The sequence below is a fragment of the Grimontia sp. NTOU-MAR1 genome (genome assembly GCF_035758505.1).
Classification (GTDB): Bacteria; Pseudomonadota; Gammaproteobacteria; order Enterobacterales; family Vibrionaceae; genus Enterovibrio; species Enterovibrio marinus.
The window spans coordinates 57,103-73,781 of the sequence record NZ_CP142108.1; the positions used below are offsets into that span (position 1 = coordinate 57,103).

Consider the following 16,679-nt stretch of genomic DNA (forward strand, 5'->3'; position numbering starts at 1 on the left):
TCTCAAATGAATAAATTGTACTTTTGATAATCATGCAAATGGGAATCAATTGCAAATGATATTAAATATCATTTATTGGAGTAAACACTAAAGTATGATTAAAAATAATCACTTAGAAGGAGTTAGTAGGTAGAGCTAAGCGTATAATCCATATGCGGTATAGTATTTACTGCATACGGGTCTTCTACGGATTTGTCGATCAGCGAAAGGACAGCGGAACAGACCCAGTTACATAAAAATATATTGTCGGTACAGGGCATCAAGCTCTTGCCGCAGCGTATCGGTGTCAGCACGTTTTTCTGCATCTTTTTCCGAGCAAAGCCTGAACAGTTCTCGCTCAGTGTGCGTGATGCGATGGCAAAGCTCTTCAAGTGTCGAACACATAGACGGGTCTTTGTTTACGATGGGCGCGTTTATTGTCGGGTCAATCGTCCGGTTTGAGCTCTTAGGCTGCAGTTGATGTGCTTCGTTATAGGCGATCTGTTTTGCCCTGCGGCGGTTGGATTCATCCATCGCGCTTTTCATGGCAGGGGTGATTTTATCGGCATAGAGCACGGCTTTACCATTGGCATTGCGGGCCGCGCGGCCAATGATTTGGATAAGCGCCTCTGTGGAACGCAGAAAGCCCGCATGATCCGCCTCGAGTATTGCAACCAAAGACGCTTCCGGAATATCCAGTCCCTCTCTCAGCAGGTTGATACCAATTAGGACATCCAATTCGCCACGTCGCAGCTGGCGAATAATCTCAACGCGATCTTCGGTTTTCACGTCGCTGTGAATGTACTGGCAGCGAATACTTTCTTCTGTGTAGTGTTGATAAAGGGCTTCTGCACTGTGTTTACTGAGGGTAGTCACTAACACCCGCTCTTTGCGTTCAATACAGCTTCGAATGCGGTTCAGCAGGTCTTCCTGGGTCTTTGCCAACGGGACTATCTCGATTTCAGGGTCCAGCAGTCCAGTTGGGCGGATCACTTGATCGACAACGACGCCACCGGAGCGTTTTACTTCATAGTCGCCGGGTGTCGCGGATACAAAAATGGTCTGCGGCTTTATCTTCTCAAACTCTTCAAAGGCGAGAGGGCGATTGAATTTGGCAGAGGGCAGGCGGAAGCCGTAATCAATCAGGGTATCTTTGCGGCTTTGGTCACCTTTATACATGGCGTGGATCTGCGGCACCATGACATGGGATTCATCAATAAATAGCAGGCCACCCTTGGGGAGATAGTCCATCAGGGTGGTTGGCGGAAGACTGGGGTCGCGGCCAGTCAGATAAGACGCGTAGTTTTCAATACCTCCGCAGTAACCTTGTAATCGCAGCATCTCCAAATCCCGTGTGGTGCGCTCAAAAAGTCTTGCTGCTTCTGCGACTTGATGGTTTCGACTGAGTTCGGCAGTGCGTTGTTCAAGCTCGGTTTCTATCGCTTTACAGGCGCGGGCAATTTGTTCCGGCGAGGTGGAATAGAGGGTCTTTGGCGAGACACGGTAATGTTCCAGGTCACCTAGAATTTCGCCCGTGGCGTTGTCCACTCTCAGCAGTTGAGTAATGGTTTGGGCATTGTCCAGCATCACCACTATCGCGTCTTTTTCAGAATCCGCCGGGAATATATCCACTTTATGCGGGCTGATGCGGTAACTCCCGCGAGAAAGAGGCTCACCGCCGGGCTCATAGTGAAGTTTGGCCAACTGGTTCTCTAGTGTTGTCAGGTTCAACTGTTCTCCGGGATGGAGCGGAATTTGGAGTCTGCGGTAATCCTCTGGCGAGCCTAAGCCATAAACGGAAGATACCGATGCCACCACAATCACGTCTTTTCGCTCAATCAGCGCTTTGGTGGTGGAAAGCCGCAGCCGTTCAAGCTGTGCGTTGATAGCGGAGTCTTTTCGAATAAAACGGTTACTGCCGGGAATATAGACCTCTGGCTGGTAGTAATCGTAATAAGAGACGAAATACTCGACCGCGTTTTTGGGAAAGAAGGCCAACATTTCATGGTAAAGCTGTGCTGCCAGTGTCTTGTTATGGGCAAGGATAAGGGTGGGGCGCTGCAAACGATGAATAATGTTTGCCATGGTGAATGTCTTACCAGACCCTGTGACACCTTGGAGTGTCTGGTGGGTTTTGCCTTCTTCAATGCCGGCGATGAGTTTGGCAACGGCTTCCGGCTGATCGCCTGCCGGTGCGTTCTTTGAGTGAAGCAAAAAGATTTCCTGACCCATGCCTGATCCCCTAGTCAATAAAGGTAATCATCAAGTAAAGGGCGGCGTGCAGTGAACTGTCAAACCGTATGGTGTGCTAGGTTTGGGAATGGCGATGGGTAAAGGCGCTTTGTCGGGTTGTGGATTGTCCGATGCGAATTTTTTGGCAAAAAAGCACAGATTTTTGTACTTAAACATAAAAACTTCTCAGATTTGTAGTCACTGTTTGATTTGATATATCAGTCTCCTAAAGCCAGTCCTGCCCTCTTTAAAATCTTAAACCCCTTCTTTAATTTGTCTGGTGAATTGAGCAGTTGGTGAGATCAGCGTGAGGCCCCCTTTTCGGGTGGTTCCATCGCTCTCGAAGTACGGATGATAGTCTGTCTGCCAATGCTTCAATACGTCGAGCACAGCTAGTTCCTTTAGCTGGGTATATGATCCTTGTGGGAAATGCAGTCTCAACATGGTTTCAACCTTTCTGCATTTTCTGCACTATCAAGAGGTATGTATATGCGTCAGTTTTCGAGCTTTATCGAAACCCTTAAAACAATAAAAAGTAATAGCGCGATGATGGCAATTTTCGTGTTATCCATGTCATTGAGCCAAGTCACCAGAGCAGAAGAAAAGCTCCCTTTCCTTACATTTAGTCCGCCGAGTTATGTCACCAGTATTCAGACCAGATCTTCGAATTTTGTCGGCGTGGATGAAGCAGACATGAGCTTTGTAGTGTTTGTAGGAGAGATTAACAACGTCGATAGCAACGGCGTTCACCCTGTGCAATTTTCGTTGCCATCAGCGGATTACTTTGTGGTGGATTACGACCCAACACTGACGAGCCTGAATGGACGTAACGTGAGCAATGCGGATTGGGAATACAGTTCAGTCGGGGGGAATCATACTTTCACTTATAAAGGAAACGGCGGGATTTTCCCTGGCAACACGTATTCCTTTGTGGGTGTAAACGCGACCTTTGTCCGCCCGCAGCGTGAAGAAGTGACATTGCAGGTCGACCTGGACCCAAGTGCAGGTGGTCAAGTAAGTTCACCAAGGCCTAGCGATTCGGATGTGCTTTATTACTGATACTTCCAAATAATTGCCATGGAGAAAGTGATAACACAATGTTGATGGCTTGAACGAGAACCAAGCCATCATTACGTTTGCGAAGTTCAGCGCCTTATCGATTTGTTCCTAACTAATATATAAATGAAATAGCTTCCTCCCAGCACTGATACCAAGGTTCCCGCTGATATTTGCGCGGGGTAAACAACGATTTGTCCCAGAAAGTCAGCCAGCAACAACAACACTGCACCCACCGCACCAGAAAAGTAGATTTGCTGTGTTACCTGCCTTGCACCAAGCATAGCGGCGATGTGCGGGGCGAGCAGGCCAACAAAGGAAACTGGTCCCATGGTTGTGGTGACAATGGCACAGAGGAAGGCTACGAGGATCAGCAAAGTGATGTAGGCAAGGTTTAGGTTTAACCCACGTGCAGCGGCAAATTGTCTTCCTGATGAAATCAAGGTGATCCAACGTGAAAGTACCAATACCAGTGCCATTGATACTGCAACACAAACTACCAGCGTAATGGCTTGGTTGCCTTCTACACGGTAGGTTGAGCCAGAGAGCCAGCCAAGCAGGACATATTTGTCGTCGCCGACACGGGTCAACGTAAATTGAACCAGCGCCTCTAACAAAGCGGTAAGTGACAAACCAGTCAAGATGAGAATAGAGGGTGCAAACTCATGTTTTTTCCCAAGAAAAAGTAGTACGACAAGCGCGCCAACACTACCCAACATCGCCACCCAGGGACTCATACCATGGATTGAGTAACCAAACACCAAGCTTGCAAGGACTAACGCCAACACTGCCCCGGCCGATACCCCCAAAATATCTGGACTTGCAAGAGGGTTAAATACCAGCCTCTGAAGCACAACGCCCGCAACAGCCAAGCTTATGCCAGAGGCAATGGCGGTGAGTAGTCTTGGCCACTTCAGTGTCCATTCAAACCCATCTGGTATTTGTAATGCGTATCCTGAGGGACTGGAAGCCAAAAAAACGCTCAGTAAGATAAGGAAAGTCATGGCGAGTCCCAGCCACTGTAATGCACCATTTTTTAACTTATCTGGGCCTGTTGGTAAGGTCAGCGAAAGTTGATCCTGTGCAGATAAACGGCGGCGGGCAAGTATGACAAGAGCTGGTGTGCCAATTACGGCTGTTGCTGTACCTGTGGGTATCATGTCCAGCGACCATTGCCCTAAATACGTTGCTAATGTATCGGTCAAAGCAAGAAATGCTGCGCCGAGTATGAAGCTGGCAACCAATTCTGTTCTCGGACGGGTGAATCCGATATAACGCGCGATGTTTGGGGCAATTAACCCAACAAAGCTGATCACTCCAACAGCGGTAATAGAAACCGCCGCGAGCCAAACACCTAAGGATATCAGGAGAAAGAATGCCCAACTGACATCCAATCCTCTCGCTGCCGCTCCTTTACTGCCTATACTGAGAAGCTGCAAAACGCGTGGAGCAAAGAAAATCAGCAAGAAAATAGGCGTAAGCCTGATAAGAAGCCAGTCAAATACTTCCCAGCCGTTTTGCCCCAAGTCGCCCGCGCCCCATACGAAGAGATTTTGAGCGTATTGATCGTTGAGAAGGATGATAGCCGTAGCTATTGCACCCAACAGTAAATTGACTGCCATACCTGCTAGGACGATAGGAATGCCGCTAAGGTTGTTGATACCCACTATGGTAACGACCAGCACCATGGCTAAAAGTGCCCCAAGCAATGCCATGAGCAGAGAGTAATCGCCTGCCAATGAAGGGGCCAATATGCTGAGCAGTACAAGCCCCAACCAGGCACCTGAAGAGGTGCCAAAAGTGAGGGGGGACATCATTCGGTTTTGCGTTAACTGTTGAAACAGACTGCCGACTAATCCTAGCGCTCCACCTACGGTAATGGCCATCATCAACCTTGGAAGGGAGGCTTCAACAAATGCCAGCCATTCGAAGGAGTCTTGCTTATCAAGGGTGCCGTTAAACCATTCTGTGTAGAGCTGACCAACAGAGCCAAACTGGTGTTGTCCAACGCCTAGATGTAATAAAGCAGCGCCAATAAACGCTGCCATTAAATAACCCCATCGTTTCATGGGCGTTCTGATAACGTCAACAATGCCTCTGCAAGTGCTTCAGCATTATATAAAATCGACATAGCGCCGCCGTAGCTCCAGCTTGCAGCAACAGGCGCCACATCATTGCGTTTAACAAATGGCATATTTTTCCAGATGGGAGAGCGGTTTAACCTTGCCTGCTGGTCAAAAGGTTCAAAATACAGAGCAATACCATTTCCCACTTTCTTGAGGTTGGTAATACGCTTCTGCGTAATTCCCCATTGTGTGCTTTCCTGAGGCATGGCGTTGTTGAAACCCAGCTGCTGCAAAGCAAATTGTGGGATGGAGTTATCGCCATAGACGTAAACAGAGGTTGCGCTGGCAAATCGAAAAGAGGTCACATCAGGTTTACCGTTTGGGTAAGCATCAGAAAGTTGTTGATTGAGCTCTTTGAGCCTTTTTTTCATGCTTGCCAGCTTCTGCGTTGCTAACTCGTCTTTGCCGAGCAAGTGCGCGATACGCTTGAAGTTTTCAATAGCTGCTTCGGCGTTATTATGGTCTTCACTGTAGGTCTGAAAATGAAGTACAGGCGCAATCTTTTCCAATCGTCTCTGCAAATCTTTTTGCGGTGAAGCAATTAATATAACGTCAGGTTTAAGGTCACGCAGTAGGGTGAAATTGGGCTCTACTCTTGTCCCGATATCCACGGATGTTTCTGGAATTGAAGGTTGTACTACCCATTCCTCATAGCCTTTGATATCAGGCACGGCGATAGGTGTGATACCGAGCTCTAATACCTGTTCGGTAATATCCCAATTCAATGCCGCAACACGTGTTGGCACTGCAGGAAGGGTCTTTTCACCATCACTGTCGGTGACTTTGTGATCTGCCCAGACAGCAGTAGAAGTGATGAGTGTTAACACCAGTGCGGTGAGGTTTGGTTTTTCCAATAAAAATTTAAAATTCAGCATACTACTGCAACCTTTGTTGTTTTTGATGGGTGGTCTAACAGGCGAATATTGGTATCAAAAAGCGTGGAAAGTGAGGCTTCATCTGTTAGCGTCCTTGTATCTCCGCTGTAAACGACGTTTCCCTCTTTCAGCGCCACGATATGGTCGGCATACCTTAGGATTAGATTGATGTCGTGAAGAATAACGATCACCCCTTTTTCCTGTTCACGATTAAGCGACTGGAGCATATCCATTACATGGTATTGGTGCTGAACATCGAGTGCTGAAGTGGGTTCATCCAAGACCAAAAGGGGGGATTGTTGAGCGAGTAACATGGCGATCCAGGCTCGTTGGCGCTCTCCGCCTGAGAGTTTCTCCGCTGGGTGATCGGCGTACTGCCCAATCTGCGTGGCGGCCATTGCAGCTTCAATAAACTCGATATCTTTCGCTTTCATGCGGCCAAAAGTGCCGCGCCATGGGAAACGTCCAAGCTTAACCAGTTCGCGTACTGACAGCCCCGAAGCTTGCGGCAGGTGTTGAGGCAAAAAGGCGATTTCTCTTGCCAGTTCCCTGCTGGTGTAACCAGTGAGACTGTTTCCATTAAAATCGATTGTTCCTGCGGACGGCTGGGTTTGCCCTGCCAACAAATCTACCAGTGTCGATTTACCTGATCCATTGTGCCCCATAATGACGGTCAGCTTATCGCTAGGAATAGAGAGGGAAGGAATGTTGAGAATATCTCGACACTCTCTTGTCACTTTTACATGGTTTAGTTGATACATATTTCTGAGAACCGTAGAAAGCAACTCACGAAGAGTTGCTTCTACTTTGTTTAAAGACGTCGTTAAAATTCGTATTTAACGTTCAGTTCAACCGTTTGTTCAGCGCCGAACCAGCAGTTGGTTTGGTTGTAGCAAGAGTAGTATTCCTTATCGAACACATTGTTCACTACCAAATTAGCCTGTGCGCCATCCAGTGAGGTGCTTGCGCTACCAAGGTCATAACCTAGAGATAGGTCTGCCACGGTATAGGATGGAACTTTACCTTGCGTGTTGTTGGCATCCATTTGCATTTCACCCACATAGCGAACGCCACCACCGATACGTGCACCATCCAGCGCACCGGATGTGACGTAATAGTTACTCCAAATGTTGGCACTGTGCTCCGGTACATAGATAGGTGTAGTGCCAACAAGGCTCGTATCAGAGGCTTTTTTTACTTCCATATCGAGGTAGGTATAAGAGGCCAGCACATCCCAGTTTTCAGCGAGATACGCCTGTCCTTCTATTTCTATACCTTGAGAAGTCACTTCTCCCAGTTGGATCTTTGCTCTAAATGTTGGGTCATTTGGATCAGCAGCAATTGAGTCATTCTTCGTGATGTGGAAATAGGATGCAGTCAGGGTATTCGACATGTCTTCTGACATATATTTAACACCGACTTCGAACTGTTTACCGGTTTGAGGCTTCAGGCTGTCGCCATTAATGTCTGTGCCCGCGGCGGGTTCAAAGCTGGTGGCATAACTGGCAAAAGGTGACAGTCCATTGTCAAACTCATACAAGGCACCTAGACGGTAAGAAAACTGATTATGATCTGAGGTGTCTTTGCCATCATAGGTAGGCGAAGAGCTTGTCTTATCGTCATGTGATTTGAAGAGGTCATATCGTCCACCTGCCAACAGAACGAGTCGGTCATAGCGCATTTGATCTTGGAAATAGAACCCCAGTTGTTCAAAGCCAATGTCATGGCTTTCTGAGTAAGCTTCGGTGACTTGGCTTCTGTCCAATAGGTTGTTGTTCGGGCGATAAGCATTAAAGGTGTAGAACGCGGCGTTGCCCGCATACTCTTTGTAGACAGAGTCGCCCTCTAAATCTTGATAATCCAAACCTAATAGTAGGTTGTGCTCCAACACACCCATGGCCACCCAGCCAGAGAGCTGGTTATCAATGACGTAGCTTTTGTAGTCTTCATCGGTGGTGTAGATATTTCGAGTCAGCAGTCCTGTTGATGCTGTAAAAGCGGTGTCGCGGTGGTATGTGTTTTCTTGATACAGAGATGCATCGGTGTATCGTGCGTTTTGTAGGAATGACCAATTATCGTTGAACTCGTGATGTAGCTTGTAGCCAAGCATGAGGACATCGCGTTCGAAAGAGCTCCAATTCACATCACCCAGAGAAACGGATGGTGACTGTCTTTCCAGTACAGCCAGTGGCATGGATGAGTTGATACCCATTTCAGGGTCATTCTGATAGTAAAGATTGAAATTGATCAGGGTGCGATCATTAACCTGCCAGTCCACCGAGGGGGCGATAACGTAACGCTCTTCTTCAGCACCATCCACCTGGCTGTCTTGCTTACGAGCCATTGCTACCAATCGGTAAGAGAGGTTGTTGTCACCAATCTGACCGGTTGAATCCACCGAGGCTTCAAGCAGGTTACGCGAGCCCGTTGCTGCATTGACAGATGTGCTGTCTTCTTGCTGTGGTGACTTGGCGATAATGTTGACCATACCACCCGGTGGCATTGAGCCATAAAGGACGGAAGTGGGCCCTTTGAAAATTTCGATTTGCTGAATAGCGGAGGGATCAATTTGCGGATGTAGGTTCCAGCCCGTTAGGTATGGCAGGATTAAACCGTCGTAATAGTTCTGGTTATTGTTGCTAAAACCACGAATAGAGAAGTTGTCATACATAGTAACAGCAGCGCCTTTTTGCTCTGTTACAACGCCAGGTGCATATCTTAGCGCCTCATTGACCGTTTTAACGCCTCGTTGCTCAAGCAGCTCGTTATCAATTACCGTTATGCCCTGGGGCGTCTCCTCTGGCTCTAAAGCGGTTTTAGTTGCTGTGTTTCGGTAAACCTGTCCAAGAACGGTGATGGTCTCTAGTTCCGCGCTATCAACAGTATTCTGTGCATCTGCGTAAAGTGGGGCAGAAAAGGCAGTTAAAAGTGCGACAGCGATGGATGAATGCTTAAATTGAGTCGTGGTGTCCATATTATCCTCAAATACCAATGCCAATTAATGGTAATAATTCTCATTTGCATTGTATGGAGAGGCGAAAAAGATAGTTAACAATTTGGTGCAACTTAAACACAAATTAAGGGCGAAATACGCTTTGGGTCTGCCGCTAAACTTTCTGGATAGGTACCCAATATTCCATGTCTGCGTGAGGTGATAGAGGCTCGTAATTGCTCGGATAAACCTCTAATTCATAGCCATCCATGCCTCGATATCCAGAGTTGGGCAACCAATGAAGAATAAACCACTCCAAGGTATGAGGAAGGCGTTCAATCGGCCCTTTGTGTCGAACTGCCGCGTATGTTTGTTTCGGCACTGTCAGCGCTTCCAACCTTTCAGAAATGAGGCTAGGTAACTCTGGGATAGGAATATGAGGGTCAAGCTCAACACCAGCCCAGTATTGAATTTGGCTACCGTCGAAATTGGCTTTAGTGATATCTACAACACCGAGTAATTGGCCTACCGGTTGGTGAATACCGCTGGTTTCAGCTTCTAAACTTGCCCAAAGCTGAGGGACAACCTCAGCAAAATTGGGGGCGAGTGAAAATAGTCCGTTTATTTCACCTCGAACGCCTTTCAGCAAAAACGTATCTTTGGTGTCGATCCTTACTTCAACAAACGAATATGTATTCTTTCCCGGGTAGTGAATTTCGGAAACTTCGATAGGTTTTTTTAACCCGATGCGTTGTGATTGCTTTCGATAAACACTTGGGCTTTGGCCGAAGAGTTGCTTGAAAGCGCGGCTGAACGCAATTTCGGAATTAAATCCAAGGGAGAGGGCGATATCGATGACGCGTTGTTCCGTGTCCAGCAGCATTTCGGCTGCGACACTCAGTTTTAATTCTCTGACATAATGTGCAACGGTTAACCCGGTTTCAGACTGAAATACACGTTGAAGCTGCCATCGCGACCAGCAACTCTGTTCCGCAATTTCCTCTAGAGATAATGTCGCGTCGAGGTTGTTATGTATGAATGACAGCACCTTGCTGATGCGATTAAATGTCGATACAGACCTTTCTTTACGTTGTTCCACCGCCACGATAACTACCAACAATGATGATTGAGTTGCACCTTGACCGATGAGGGGTAACAAGTGTGCAAGTAAACTAATCGTAATGAGAATTATTATTATTTTGCACCATATTGTTAGGTTTCTCAATTGTTATTGAGCTACCGTGTTGACCAATTCGCCCCCAAGATTTGTATTGTGTATGTTTCCTGACTGGCTAAAGCTTTTTTGGTTTCGCCCTCAATCACCTGCTATTTATCAACTGATCTTTACTCATTCAAAACAGGTCTCTCCTTACTTGAAAGGATCGTTTGGAGACTTACCCCAAAGCTGCATATCTATTGAGAATCCTACGAGTAGTGCATCTATTCGGGAGGTTTATCGAGAAATTGAGGGGTCTAATCCAGAGGCCGGCGGAAGTTACTGGCTGACACGTACTTGGGATCTGCTTTGTTGGCAGCCCATTTACCTGAGTTTTCTCTCGATTTACGGATTGAAGTCATTGCCTGATTTCACGCAATTCGGCCAGTTCAAACGAAACCGTCTTGTGGCGGGCTATCGTTTTGCTTCTGAGGAGCATTGGCACGGAGAACCTGAAGAGTTGATTCCGCTAGCGGCAGAGCAATTGTCTGAATTGTTCGAACAGTATCGCGCGCAAATCAATGATTGGGCGAGAATTAGGCCGGGGTTTACTAACCACCTGTTGGCTGATTTGATTTTAAGTTGTTTGATTAAACTACAAACGCTAAGACCCGAACTGGAAAGTGATTACATAGAAGAGCAAGCGGCACTCTGGCTCGACGCTTTTAAGTTGCCTAAAAAGCACTTGATAAGTCTTAGTCGAGACGAAGCTACGGGAAAGCTTAGACATATGCGAATCAGTTGTTGCTTGGTTTATAAGTGCAAGAAAGGAAGCCTCTGCTCGGACTGCCCTAGGCGAAATACTCGCCAAGCATTAACTCGCGTTAAAGAAAGCTAGTCATACCGCTCAGGCGGCATCTTAGAAGTGGTTTTCACCGTAACGTCTTATTTATGAACGATAGTTGTAATAAGAATTACGATAGTTTGGTGAAAGAATGTAATGGCTTGTCGCCATAGCGAGTTTTCAAAGGATTGAAAAGGGGCTTTCGATGTTCGGAAACGTGCTATCTTCGGCGTTCAACTTTGCTTTTAAGCACTTAGGCTTAATGTTCCGCGTGACGATTATACCGATTCTTTTGAGCGTAGCGCTGGAAGTCATCGCTTTCTCTTTTGAAAGCCAAATGATGGAGTGGGTGGATTACTTGTTGTGGAGTGTGCTCAATACCATCATTGCGGTTAATGTGCATCGCGTGGTTCTGATTGGGCCTCACTCTGTACCAGCATTCGGCCGATTTACCTTTGGCAAAATCGAGATTTGGTTTTGGCTTCACTACATTGTGCTTGGCTTACCCTATTTACTCAGTTATTACCTGATGGATCGGGCAAGCATGCTGCTTATTACACTGGCGGTAGTTGCTCTGGTTGTTGGGTGCCGCGTCAGTTTAGTTTTTCCCGCCATTGCTATGGGTAAGGGCGTTTCGTTCCTGTATGCCTGGGAGAAAAGCGCGCAAAAAACCTGGTTGATGATCTTAGTCGTGGCGTTGGCACCGTTCATTTTTGGCGTCATCTTTATTCCTGTGATGGCGCTAATTGTATTTATCGCACCTGAATCATCACCCATCTATTTGCTGATCGGCACCAATATCGTTATTGCCTATGTGACCGTGTTGGCGGTGATTGCGCTCTCTTTTGCTTATCAAGATCTCATCGGTGATGAGGATGTAATGCGATCCTCTGACGAACCACGGGAAGATTAGTATCGGTTGTCGAGAGTAATGCCAAGCGTGTCGCATTGGTTTAAGCGGCAGTGAGGGCATTGCGAACAATGGGGTTTGAGCTGGTAAAAACAGCCAAAGAGGTAAGAATGTTTGAATTTAAGATTGGCGATTGGGTGTTTACGACGCAATCTGGTGTCTGGCAGATCTACCGCATAGAACTTTTTAAAGCGTTTAGCCCTTCACGCAAGGAGCTTGAAGACAAAACGCTGATATTCGCCAAGCGTTTTATTGATGACACGGGCAAGGCAGCTTTCTCTCAGGAGTTCTTCTCACCTGCTTTGTTGTTCCCTGTTAAAGGGGAGGCTGAACACGATTTGGATTTGTTCATCAAAAGCCATCCGAAACTTTACTCAAAATTTCTCCGATACAAGCCCGAACCGATTAACACCGTTTTTCATTGCCGTGTTGAAGCGCCAGAGCATCAGTCCACAGAAGATATTGCTGACATGTTCCCGAGAGAAGAAGAGTTTACCCAATCAGAAGCAATGAAGTTTGTCGACTCGCTGGGGTTGGAATCGAGCAGTTATCCGCTTTGGACAGTGGAATTTGTTTCCCGGGGTACAGTATTGCGTGATGGCTATATACGCTATGTGTTTAACCGTGTGCTGGAGTTCTGAAGACTCCGATTGTGAAAGAACCCCTATGTTGAATCAGCAGAAATCCGCATCACCATGCGATATAAGGGCAGTTGGTTATCTATTGGGCCAATGGCTTCTTCGCTGATGCTGAGGGGATTATCGCCACGGAACGTGATGAAACTGCCAAGGGTAGTTTTCTGAAACCGTTTTACCATCCATCCCATACTCGGGTGATCAAACACATAAATCTGGTCGCGTTTCTTGGGCCACCATGTGGGCTGTCTTACGGCAACTATGTAATCGTCTGTGTTGAGTGTTGGGCTCATCGAGGAGCCCGCGACACGCATAATCTTCAACATCTTTCTCAAGTAAACATCAAGTTAAGTACCTTAACGCCTCAAGCATTTAGGGCTTGAGGTCAGGATACACAGTTGGCAATTCCGGGAGATAGGGACAGTCTGCCGTGAAGGTTTTCACACCTTTGGTCGCCCAGAATATCTCTGCAAACTGATTGACTTTATCCAACAGCTTCAGTGCTGCGTCTTTGTCTGATTCCTGCTTAACGACGGAAGCCAACATCATGATTTCATGTGTCAGGGAGTGAATTTCTGGGAACTGGTCAAGTTGAGGTTGCTTGAAGTAATCTCCCCAGATAATGCGGATTTCTTCTTTTAGTTTTTTGCCATGTTCTTCTTTCTGTTCAATCAAACGGGCGAACGTCGCTTTCTGCTGTTTGGTAAGGTCTTCTTCTGGTAGTTCATTGAGTAGGTCAATCATTCGGATCATTGTCAGCACAGCGATTTGTGCATGGACGGGATCGTAGATTTTGCAGGGAATGTCGCAGTGAGCAGAGACCCTGCCAAAGGAAAGTTTTTGGTCTAGACGTTCCATGAAAGCGTGAAGCATAGTGTTTATCTCCGTGACTGGGATTTCTTATCCAGATAATGAATCGCAAAGATGATGAGGGCGCAGCCAAGCAAAATTGGCATTAGCCATAGAAAGTGAATGAAATCGGCTGTCCAATGCGCATGGTCGTGGCCTTTGTGGGCGAAGATTTCTGAACTGAACAGGAACAGAAGAGCAAACAGGGTGAAATTCTTGAACATGGTTTCCTCCGACTGCTTAAGCAGCGCGTTGGGTAGTTTGTTTGAACACGACCAACTCACTGAGTCCGGCTGAATAAGCTTTCAGAAGGTCAACAAAATGCTGGTGGTCTGGTGACATTTTTTTCAACTGAACTTCGATGATCTCCAGTGGTGATTCAAGGTGGAATCGGGCGAGTTCAGATTGGTCTGATTGCTTATAAACGGTGGCGAGGTTGTGATGGCAGGCAAGCCAGGCTGAGAGCTTTTCGCGATCTGTAAACAGAGATTCGCTGTTCTCGTCCAACAAGGTTAGGGCGTCGAAGTAGTTGTCTTCGGCATGATCCATCTCATCAATAGCAAAGTGTTGGTTTCCCGTCACTATCAAGTTTCTCCAATCATCCATATCAAAGCGCCTCAATCATAATGATAACCATTCGCAAGTGATAATTATTATCGATTTAATGGAAAAGTAAAGACAGTTCCAAAACGAGAGCACATCAGATGCCCGAAATGTGAAGTAGATTGGAGAGCAAGGAATTGGGTGTTTGCGGGATCTGGACACGTTGAGAAAAGAAAATCCCGGCGACAGATGCCGCCGGCAAGGTTGTTTTAAGACTTGGAACTTTTCAGCGCTTTCTCCGCCAGCTCATCAGTAAGCGTGTGCATTTCCGGCATGATACGGTGTATTAAGTGAAGCTGCTGCAGCACCATACGGGCTGAGCTACTTTCCTCTTCTCGCCACCGCTCAAGGTGTTTGCCGAGCGCTTCGTCTAGACAAGGTATTTTCTCGGATGATTCTCCTGCCAGTTTCGAAACAAGACAGTCCAGTTCTTGGTGAATACCACGGTGCGCTTTGGAAACCAGTTCGTGGATGCTGTCGTCGTCCATTTGCATACGATGAGCACCCAGTGCGGAGATGTAACTTAGCATGGCATGGTTCAAACACAGGAAACGGAAGCTTTCGTCTGTGGCGGTTCGGTATCGGCCGGGCTCCGCCAGCATGTTACTGATTGCTGTGGTGAGCTGGGCGTCCCCATTGTGGGCTTCACGACGGGCAACGCGGTAAGCCATGTTGTCGCGTTTACCAATGCGGTATTGGCCAATAATTTGCGCCAAATAATCCCGGTTCGCGGCCACTGAGTCTTTCATGATCCCGCGCAGACGGTGAGCCTGCCAATCAGGCAATACAAAGCGGACGGCGATGACAGAAAGCGCGCAACCGACTAAGGTGTCGCCAAGGCGGGGAAGGATAACGGCATAACCTTCGCCTAACTGGTTAAAACACATCAATACCAGCAGAGTAATAAACGCAGTGGCGGCGGTGTAGTGAGTGGTTCGGAACGCGAAGAAAAGCACGCCGAACAGCACCATCAATACCAACTGTCCAGTTAAATCCGGGGACAGGGTGAGCAGGGGTAAGCCCACTAACAAACCAATCAATGTACCGGAAATACGCTCGGTCAGTTTGCTGCGGGTAGCCGAGTAATTCGCCTGACAGACAAACAGGATCGTCAATAAAATCCAGTAGCCGCGTGTTAGATCAAAGCCCTGAATAATGCCGTAACCCACAGCCAGTGCAAGGCTGAGTCGAACCGCGTGGCGGAACAAAAGTGATTTTGGGGTTAACTGGGCGCGGATACGGGACAGCTTGTCGCGTAAACCATGCGCATCTGAATCGGCGATTTCTTTGTCTTCATCGCTTTGTGTAGCATCTGCATTACTGACATTGGAGAGTTGGCGCTCAACTGTGGCCAGATTGCGGAACAGGAAGTCGAGCTGTGGGAGCAGGGGAGACCATTCTGGATTGTTTTGCGCTTTTACGTAAAGCAGTGACTCATTGAGTTCATCCAGCGCTTTTACGCTCTCTTCGCCGTGTCGGTAAGGTTGACCCAATGTCAGGCATTGAGAGACTTCCAAACACGCTTTGGATTGCAGGTGCAAAAGGCGTTGTAGGCGGAACATCACATCGCTGTGAAAGAAAACCTCTGCCAGTTCCTGATAGCGGTAGTGCGAGGAGTTGGCGCGCTCATGTATGTCCTGTGCAAGGAAGTAAATCTTTAGGTATTGGCGGTTGCTGTCGCTCAGTCTGCCGCCACGCACACGGTTTAGCAGCGCTGCCTTGGCTGTGTTTAGCGCGGTGACAACCAGCGCATTTTCTTTTGCATCTCGCAGGCGCAAAGGCTGTGGCTTTAAATCTCTACTTGGGTGGAACATCTCTGATTTCTGGTCGAGATAACCGGAAAGGGATTTAAACAATGCAGCGAGGCTTTGTTGTACCGGCTGGTGTGGCCAAAGTAGCAGCCAAATCAGCGAAATAACGCCGTAAAGTGCGGCACCTGCCAGCAGAAGTGAAGGTTGATACCAGAGGTTTTGTGACTCGTGCGCGCCAAGCATGGTGTAAACAGCAATAAGCAAGGACGCAAACGCGATACTGGCATATCGCGCGCCTATTGCGCCCAACATGATAAAACCGAAGGTTGAGGCCATGAGACCGGAAACAAACCACCATGGGTAATCAAAAAGGAGCTCGATAGAGAAGGTGGCGACGGCGAAACAGAAAAGGGTGGTGAGCAGCGCTGAAAGTCTGCCGGAGAAGTTGTCGTCTGTTTCTGCCAGTGCAGAGGCAATAATACCGAGAACCAGTGGTGTGATCGCTTCCGAGGCACCATACCACCAACAGGGAAGGGCAATACCAACGAGGGCGATAAATACGCGGACACTATAGTTAATGCGGCTGTTGGCCCAGTATTCCCTGAATGTAAGAGACGTTTTTTTTGAAATCATTTCAACGCAGCGTTAAGGCAAGTGTGGGTAGGAGCTGTTGACCTAAGATAGCAGATTAAAGGTGTCATCCAAGGGACGAGATCAAAAAGGAAGACTAT

At 47.5% G+C, this 16,679-nt stretch carries 15 protein-coding genes; 4 read left to right on the forward strand and 11 right to left on the reverse strand.

The window, feature by feature from the left end:
* Nucleotides 1-228: 228 nt before the first annotated feature.
* Nucleotides 229-2,211, reverse strand: a complete 1,983-nt coding sequence (uvrB, locus tag VP504_RS00345; RefSeq protein WP_325892399.1) for an excinuclease ABC subunit UvrB — start codon at nucleotides 2,209-2,211, stop codon at nucleotides 229-231.
* Nucleotides 2,212-2,700: 489 nt separating this feature from the next.
* On the opposite strand from uvrB, the gene VP504_RS00350 reads away from it, so the two are divergent.
* Entirely contained in the window at nucleotides 2,701-3,270 is a 570-nt protein-coding gene (locus VP504_RS00350; protein WP_325892400.1) for a hypothetical protein, read from the forward strand.
* 86 nt (nucleotides 3,271-3,356) lie between these two features.
* Here VP504_RS00350 and fhuB read toward each other — a convergent pair whose 3' ends face one another.
* The 5 genes from fhuB to VP504_RS00375 form a co-directional block, all read right to left on the reverse strand.
* Complete coding sequence (fhuB, locus tag VP504_RS00355) at nucleotides 3,357-5,336, reverse strand: Fe(3+)-hydroxamate ABC transporter permease FhuB (RefSeq protein WP_325892401.1); 1,980 nt, start codon at nucleotides 5,334-5,336, stop codon at nucleotides 3,357-3,359.
* Nucleotides 5,333-6,268 (reverse strand): iron-siderophore ABC transporter substrate-binding protein, encoded by a 936-nt coding sequence (locus tag VP504_RS00360; RefSeq protein WP_325892402.1) that lies wholly within the window; start codon nucleotides 6,266-6,268, stop codon nucleotides 5,333-5,335. Before VP504_RS00360 ends, fhuB begins: the two co-directional genes overlap by 4 nt.
* Nucleotides 6,262-7,029 (reverse strand): ABC transporter ATP-binding protein, encoded by a 768-nt coding sequence (locus VP504_RS00365; protein ID WP_325892403.1) that lies wholly within the window; start codon nucleotides 7,027-7,029, stop codon nucleotides 6,262-6,264. The genes VP504_RS00360 and VP504_RS00365 overlap by 7 nt, the downstream gene beginning before the upstream one ends.
* A 62-nt stretch (nucleotides 7,030-7,091) precedes the next feature.
* On the reverse strand, nucleotides 7,092-9,242 hold the full coding sequence (locus VP504_RS00370; protein ID WP_325892404.1) for a TonB-dependent siderophore receptor: 2,151 nt from the start codon (nucleotides 9,240-9,242) through the stop codon (nucleotides 7,092-7,094).
* Between the two features lie 133 nt (nucleotides 9,243-9,375).
* Nucleotides 9,376-10,305 carry an AraC family transcriptional regulator gene (locus tag VP504_RS00375; RefSeq protein WP_325892405.1) on the reverse strand — a complete coding sequence of 310 codons (930 nt, stop codon included), beginning with the start codon at nucleotides 10,303-10,305 and terminating at the stop codon, nucleotides 9,376-9,378.
* 172 nt (nucleotides 10,306-10,477) lie between these two features.
* On the opposite strand from VP504_RS00375, the gene VP504_RS00380 reads away from it, so the two are divergent.
* The 3 genes from VP504_RS00380 to VP504_RS00390 all read left to right on the forward strand — a co-directional run bounded on the left by VP504_RS00380 (nucleotide 10,478) and on the right by VP504_RS00390 (nucleotide 12,751).
* Nucleotides 10,478-11,254, forward strand: coding sequence for a siderophore ferric iron reductase (locus VP504_RS00380; protein WP_251878814.1), 777 nt, complete (start codon nucleotides 10,478-10,480; stop codon nucleotides 11,252-11,254).
* Nucleotides 11,255-11,405: 151 nt separating this feature from the next.
* On the forward strand, nucleotides 11,406-12,113 hold the full coding sequence (locus VP504_RS00385) for a hypothetical protein (RefSeq protein WP_325892406.1): 708 nt from the start codon (nucleotides 11,406-11,408) through the stop codon (nucleotides 12,111-12,113).
* Between the two features lie 107 nt (nucleotides 12,114-12,220).
* Nucleotides 12,221-12,751, forward strand: coding sequence for a hypothetical protein (locus VP504_RS00390; protein WP_325892407.1), 531 nt, complete (start codon nucleotides 12,221-12,223; stop codon nucleotides 12,749-12,751).
* Between the two features lie 23 nt (nucleotides 12,752-12,774).
* On the opposite strand, the gene VP504_RS00395 is transcribed toward VP504_RS00390, so the two are convergent.
* The 5 genes from VP504_RS00395 to yccS form a co-directional block, all read right to left on the reverse strand.
* Nucleotides 12,775-13,071 carry a S24/S26 family peptidase gene (locus tag VP504_RS00395; RefSeq protein ID WP_325892408.1) on the reverse strand — a complete coding sequence of 99 codons (297 nt, stop codon included), beginning with the start codon at nucleotides 13,069-13,071 and terminating at the stop codon, nucleotides 12,775-12,777.
* A gap of 46 nt (nucleotides 13,072-13,117) precedes the next feature.
* Nucleotides 13,118-13,618: a superoxide dismutase, Ni gene (gene sodN, locus VP504_RS00400; protein ID WP_325892409.1), complete on the reverse strand. Its 501-nt coding sequence runs from the start codon at nucleotides 13,616-13,618 to the stop codon at nucleotides 13,118-13,120.
* Between the two features lie 5 nt (nucleotides 13,619-13,623).
* Complete coding sequence (locus VP504_RS00405) at nucleotides 13,624-13,818, reverse strand: hypothetical protein (RefSeq protein WP_325892410.1); 195 nt, start codon at nucleotides 13,816-13,818, stop codon at nucleotides 13,624-13,626.
* Between the two features lie 16 nt (nucleotides 13,819-13,834).
* Nucleotides 13,835-14,200, reverse strand: coding sequence for a hypothetical protein (locus VP504_RS00410; protein WP_325892411.1), 366 nt, complete (start codon nucleotides 14,198-14,200; stop codon nucleotides 13,835-13,837).
* 206 nt (nucleotides 14,201-14,406) lie between these two features.
* Entirely contained in the window at nucleotides 14,407-16,581 is a 2,175-nt protein-coding gene (yccS, locus tag VP504_RS00415; RefSeq protein ID WP_325892412.1) for a YccS family putative transporter, read from the reverse strand.
* Nucleotides 16,582-16,679 lie beyond the last annotated feature (98 nt).

Excerpts from the sequence above, each read along its gene's own strand:
- VP504_RS00370 (WP_325892404.1), bottom strand. The coding sequence starts at position 9,242 with ATGGACACCACGACTCAATTTAAGCATTCATCCATCGCTGTCGCACTT.
- VP504_RS00395 (WP_325892408.1), bottom strand. The coding sequence starts at position 13,071 with ATGTTGAAGATTATGCGTGTCGCGGGCTCCTCGATGAGCCCAACACTC.
- fhuB (WP_325892401.1), bottom strand. The coding sequence starts at position 5,336 with ATGAAACGATGGGGTTATTTAATGGCAGCGTTTATTGGCGCTGCTTTA.
- VP504_RS00360 (WP_325892402.1), bottom strand. The coding sequence starts at position 6,268 with ATGCTGAATTTTAAATTTTTATTGGAAAAACCAAACCTCACCGCACTG.
- VP504_RS00390 (WP_325892407.1), top strand. The coding sequence starts at position 12,221 with ATGTTTGAATTTAAGATTGGCGATTGGGTGTTTACGACGCAATCTGGT.
- sodN (WP_325892409.1), bottom strand. The coding sequence starts at position 13,618 with ATGCTTCACGCTTTCATGGAACGTCTAGACCAAAAACTTTCCTTTGGC.
- VP504_RS00410 (WP_325892411.1), bottom strand. The coding sequence starts at position 14,200 with ATGGATGATTGGAGAAACTTGATAGTGACGGGAAACCAACACTTTGCT.
- VP504_RS00350 (WP_325892400.1), top strand. The coding sequence starts at position 2,701 with ATGCGTCAGTTTTCGAGCTTTATCGAAACCCTTAAAACAATAAAAAGT.
- VP504_RS00365 (WP_325892403.1), bottom strand. The coding sequence starts at position 7,029 with ATGTATCAACTAAACCATGTAAAAGTGACAAGAGAGTGTCGAGATATT.
- VP504_RS00385 (WP_325892406.1), top strand. The coding sequence starts at position 11,406 with ATGTTCGGAAACGTGCTATCTTCGGCGTTCAACTTTGCTTTTAAGCAC.
- VP504_RS00405 (WP_325892410.1), bottom strand. The coding sequence starts at position 13,818 with ATGTTCAAGAATTTCACCCTGTTTGCTCTTCTGTTCCTGTTCAGTTCA.
- uvrB (WP_325892399.1), bottom strand. The coding sequence starts at position 2,211 with ATGGGTCAGGAAATCTTTTTGCTTCACTCAAAGAACGCACCGGCAGGC.
- yccS (WP_325892412.1), bottom strand. The coding sequence starts at position 16,581 with ATGATTTCAAAAAAAACGTCTCTTACATTCAGGGAATACTGGGCCAAC.
- VP504_RS00380 (WP_251878814.1), top strand. The coding sequence starts at position 10,478 with ATGTTTCCTGACTGGCTAAAGCTTTTTTGGTTTCGCCCTCAATCACCT.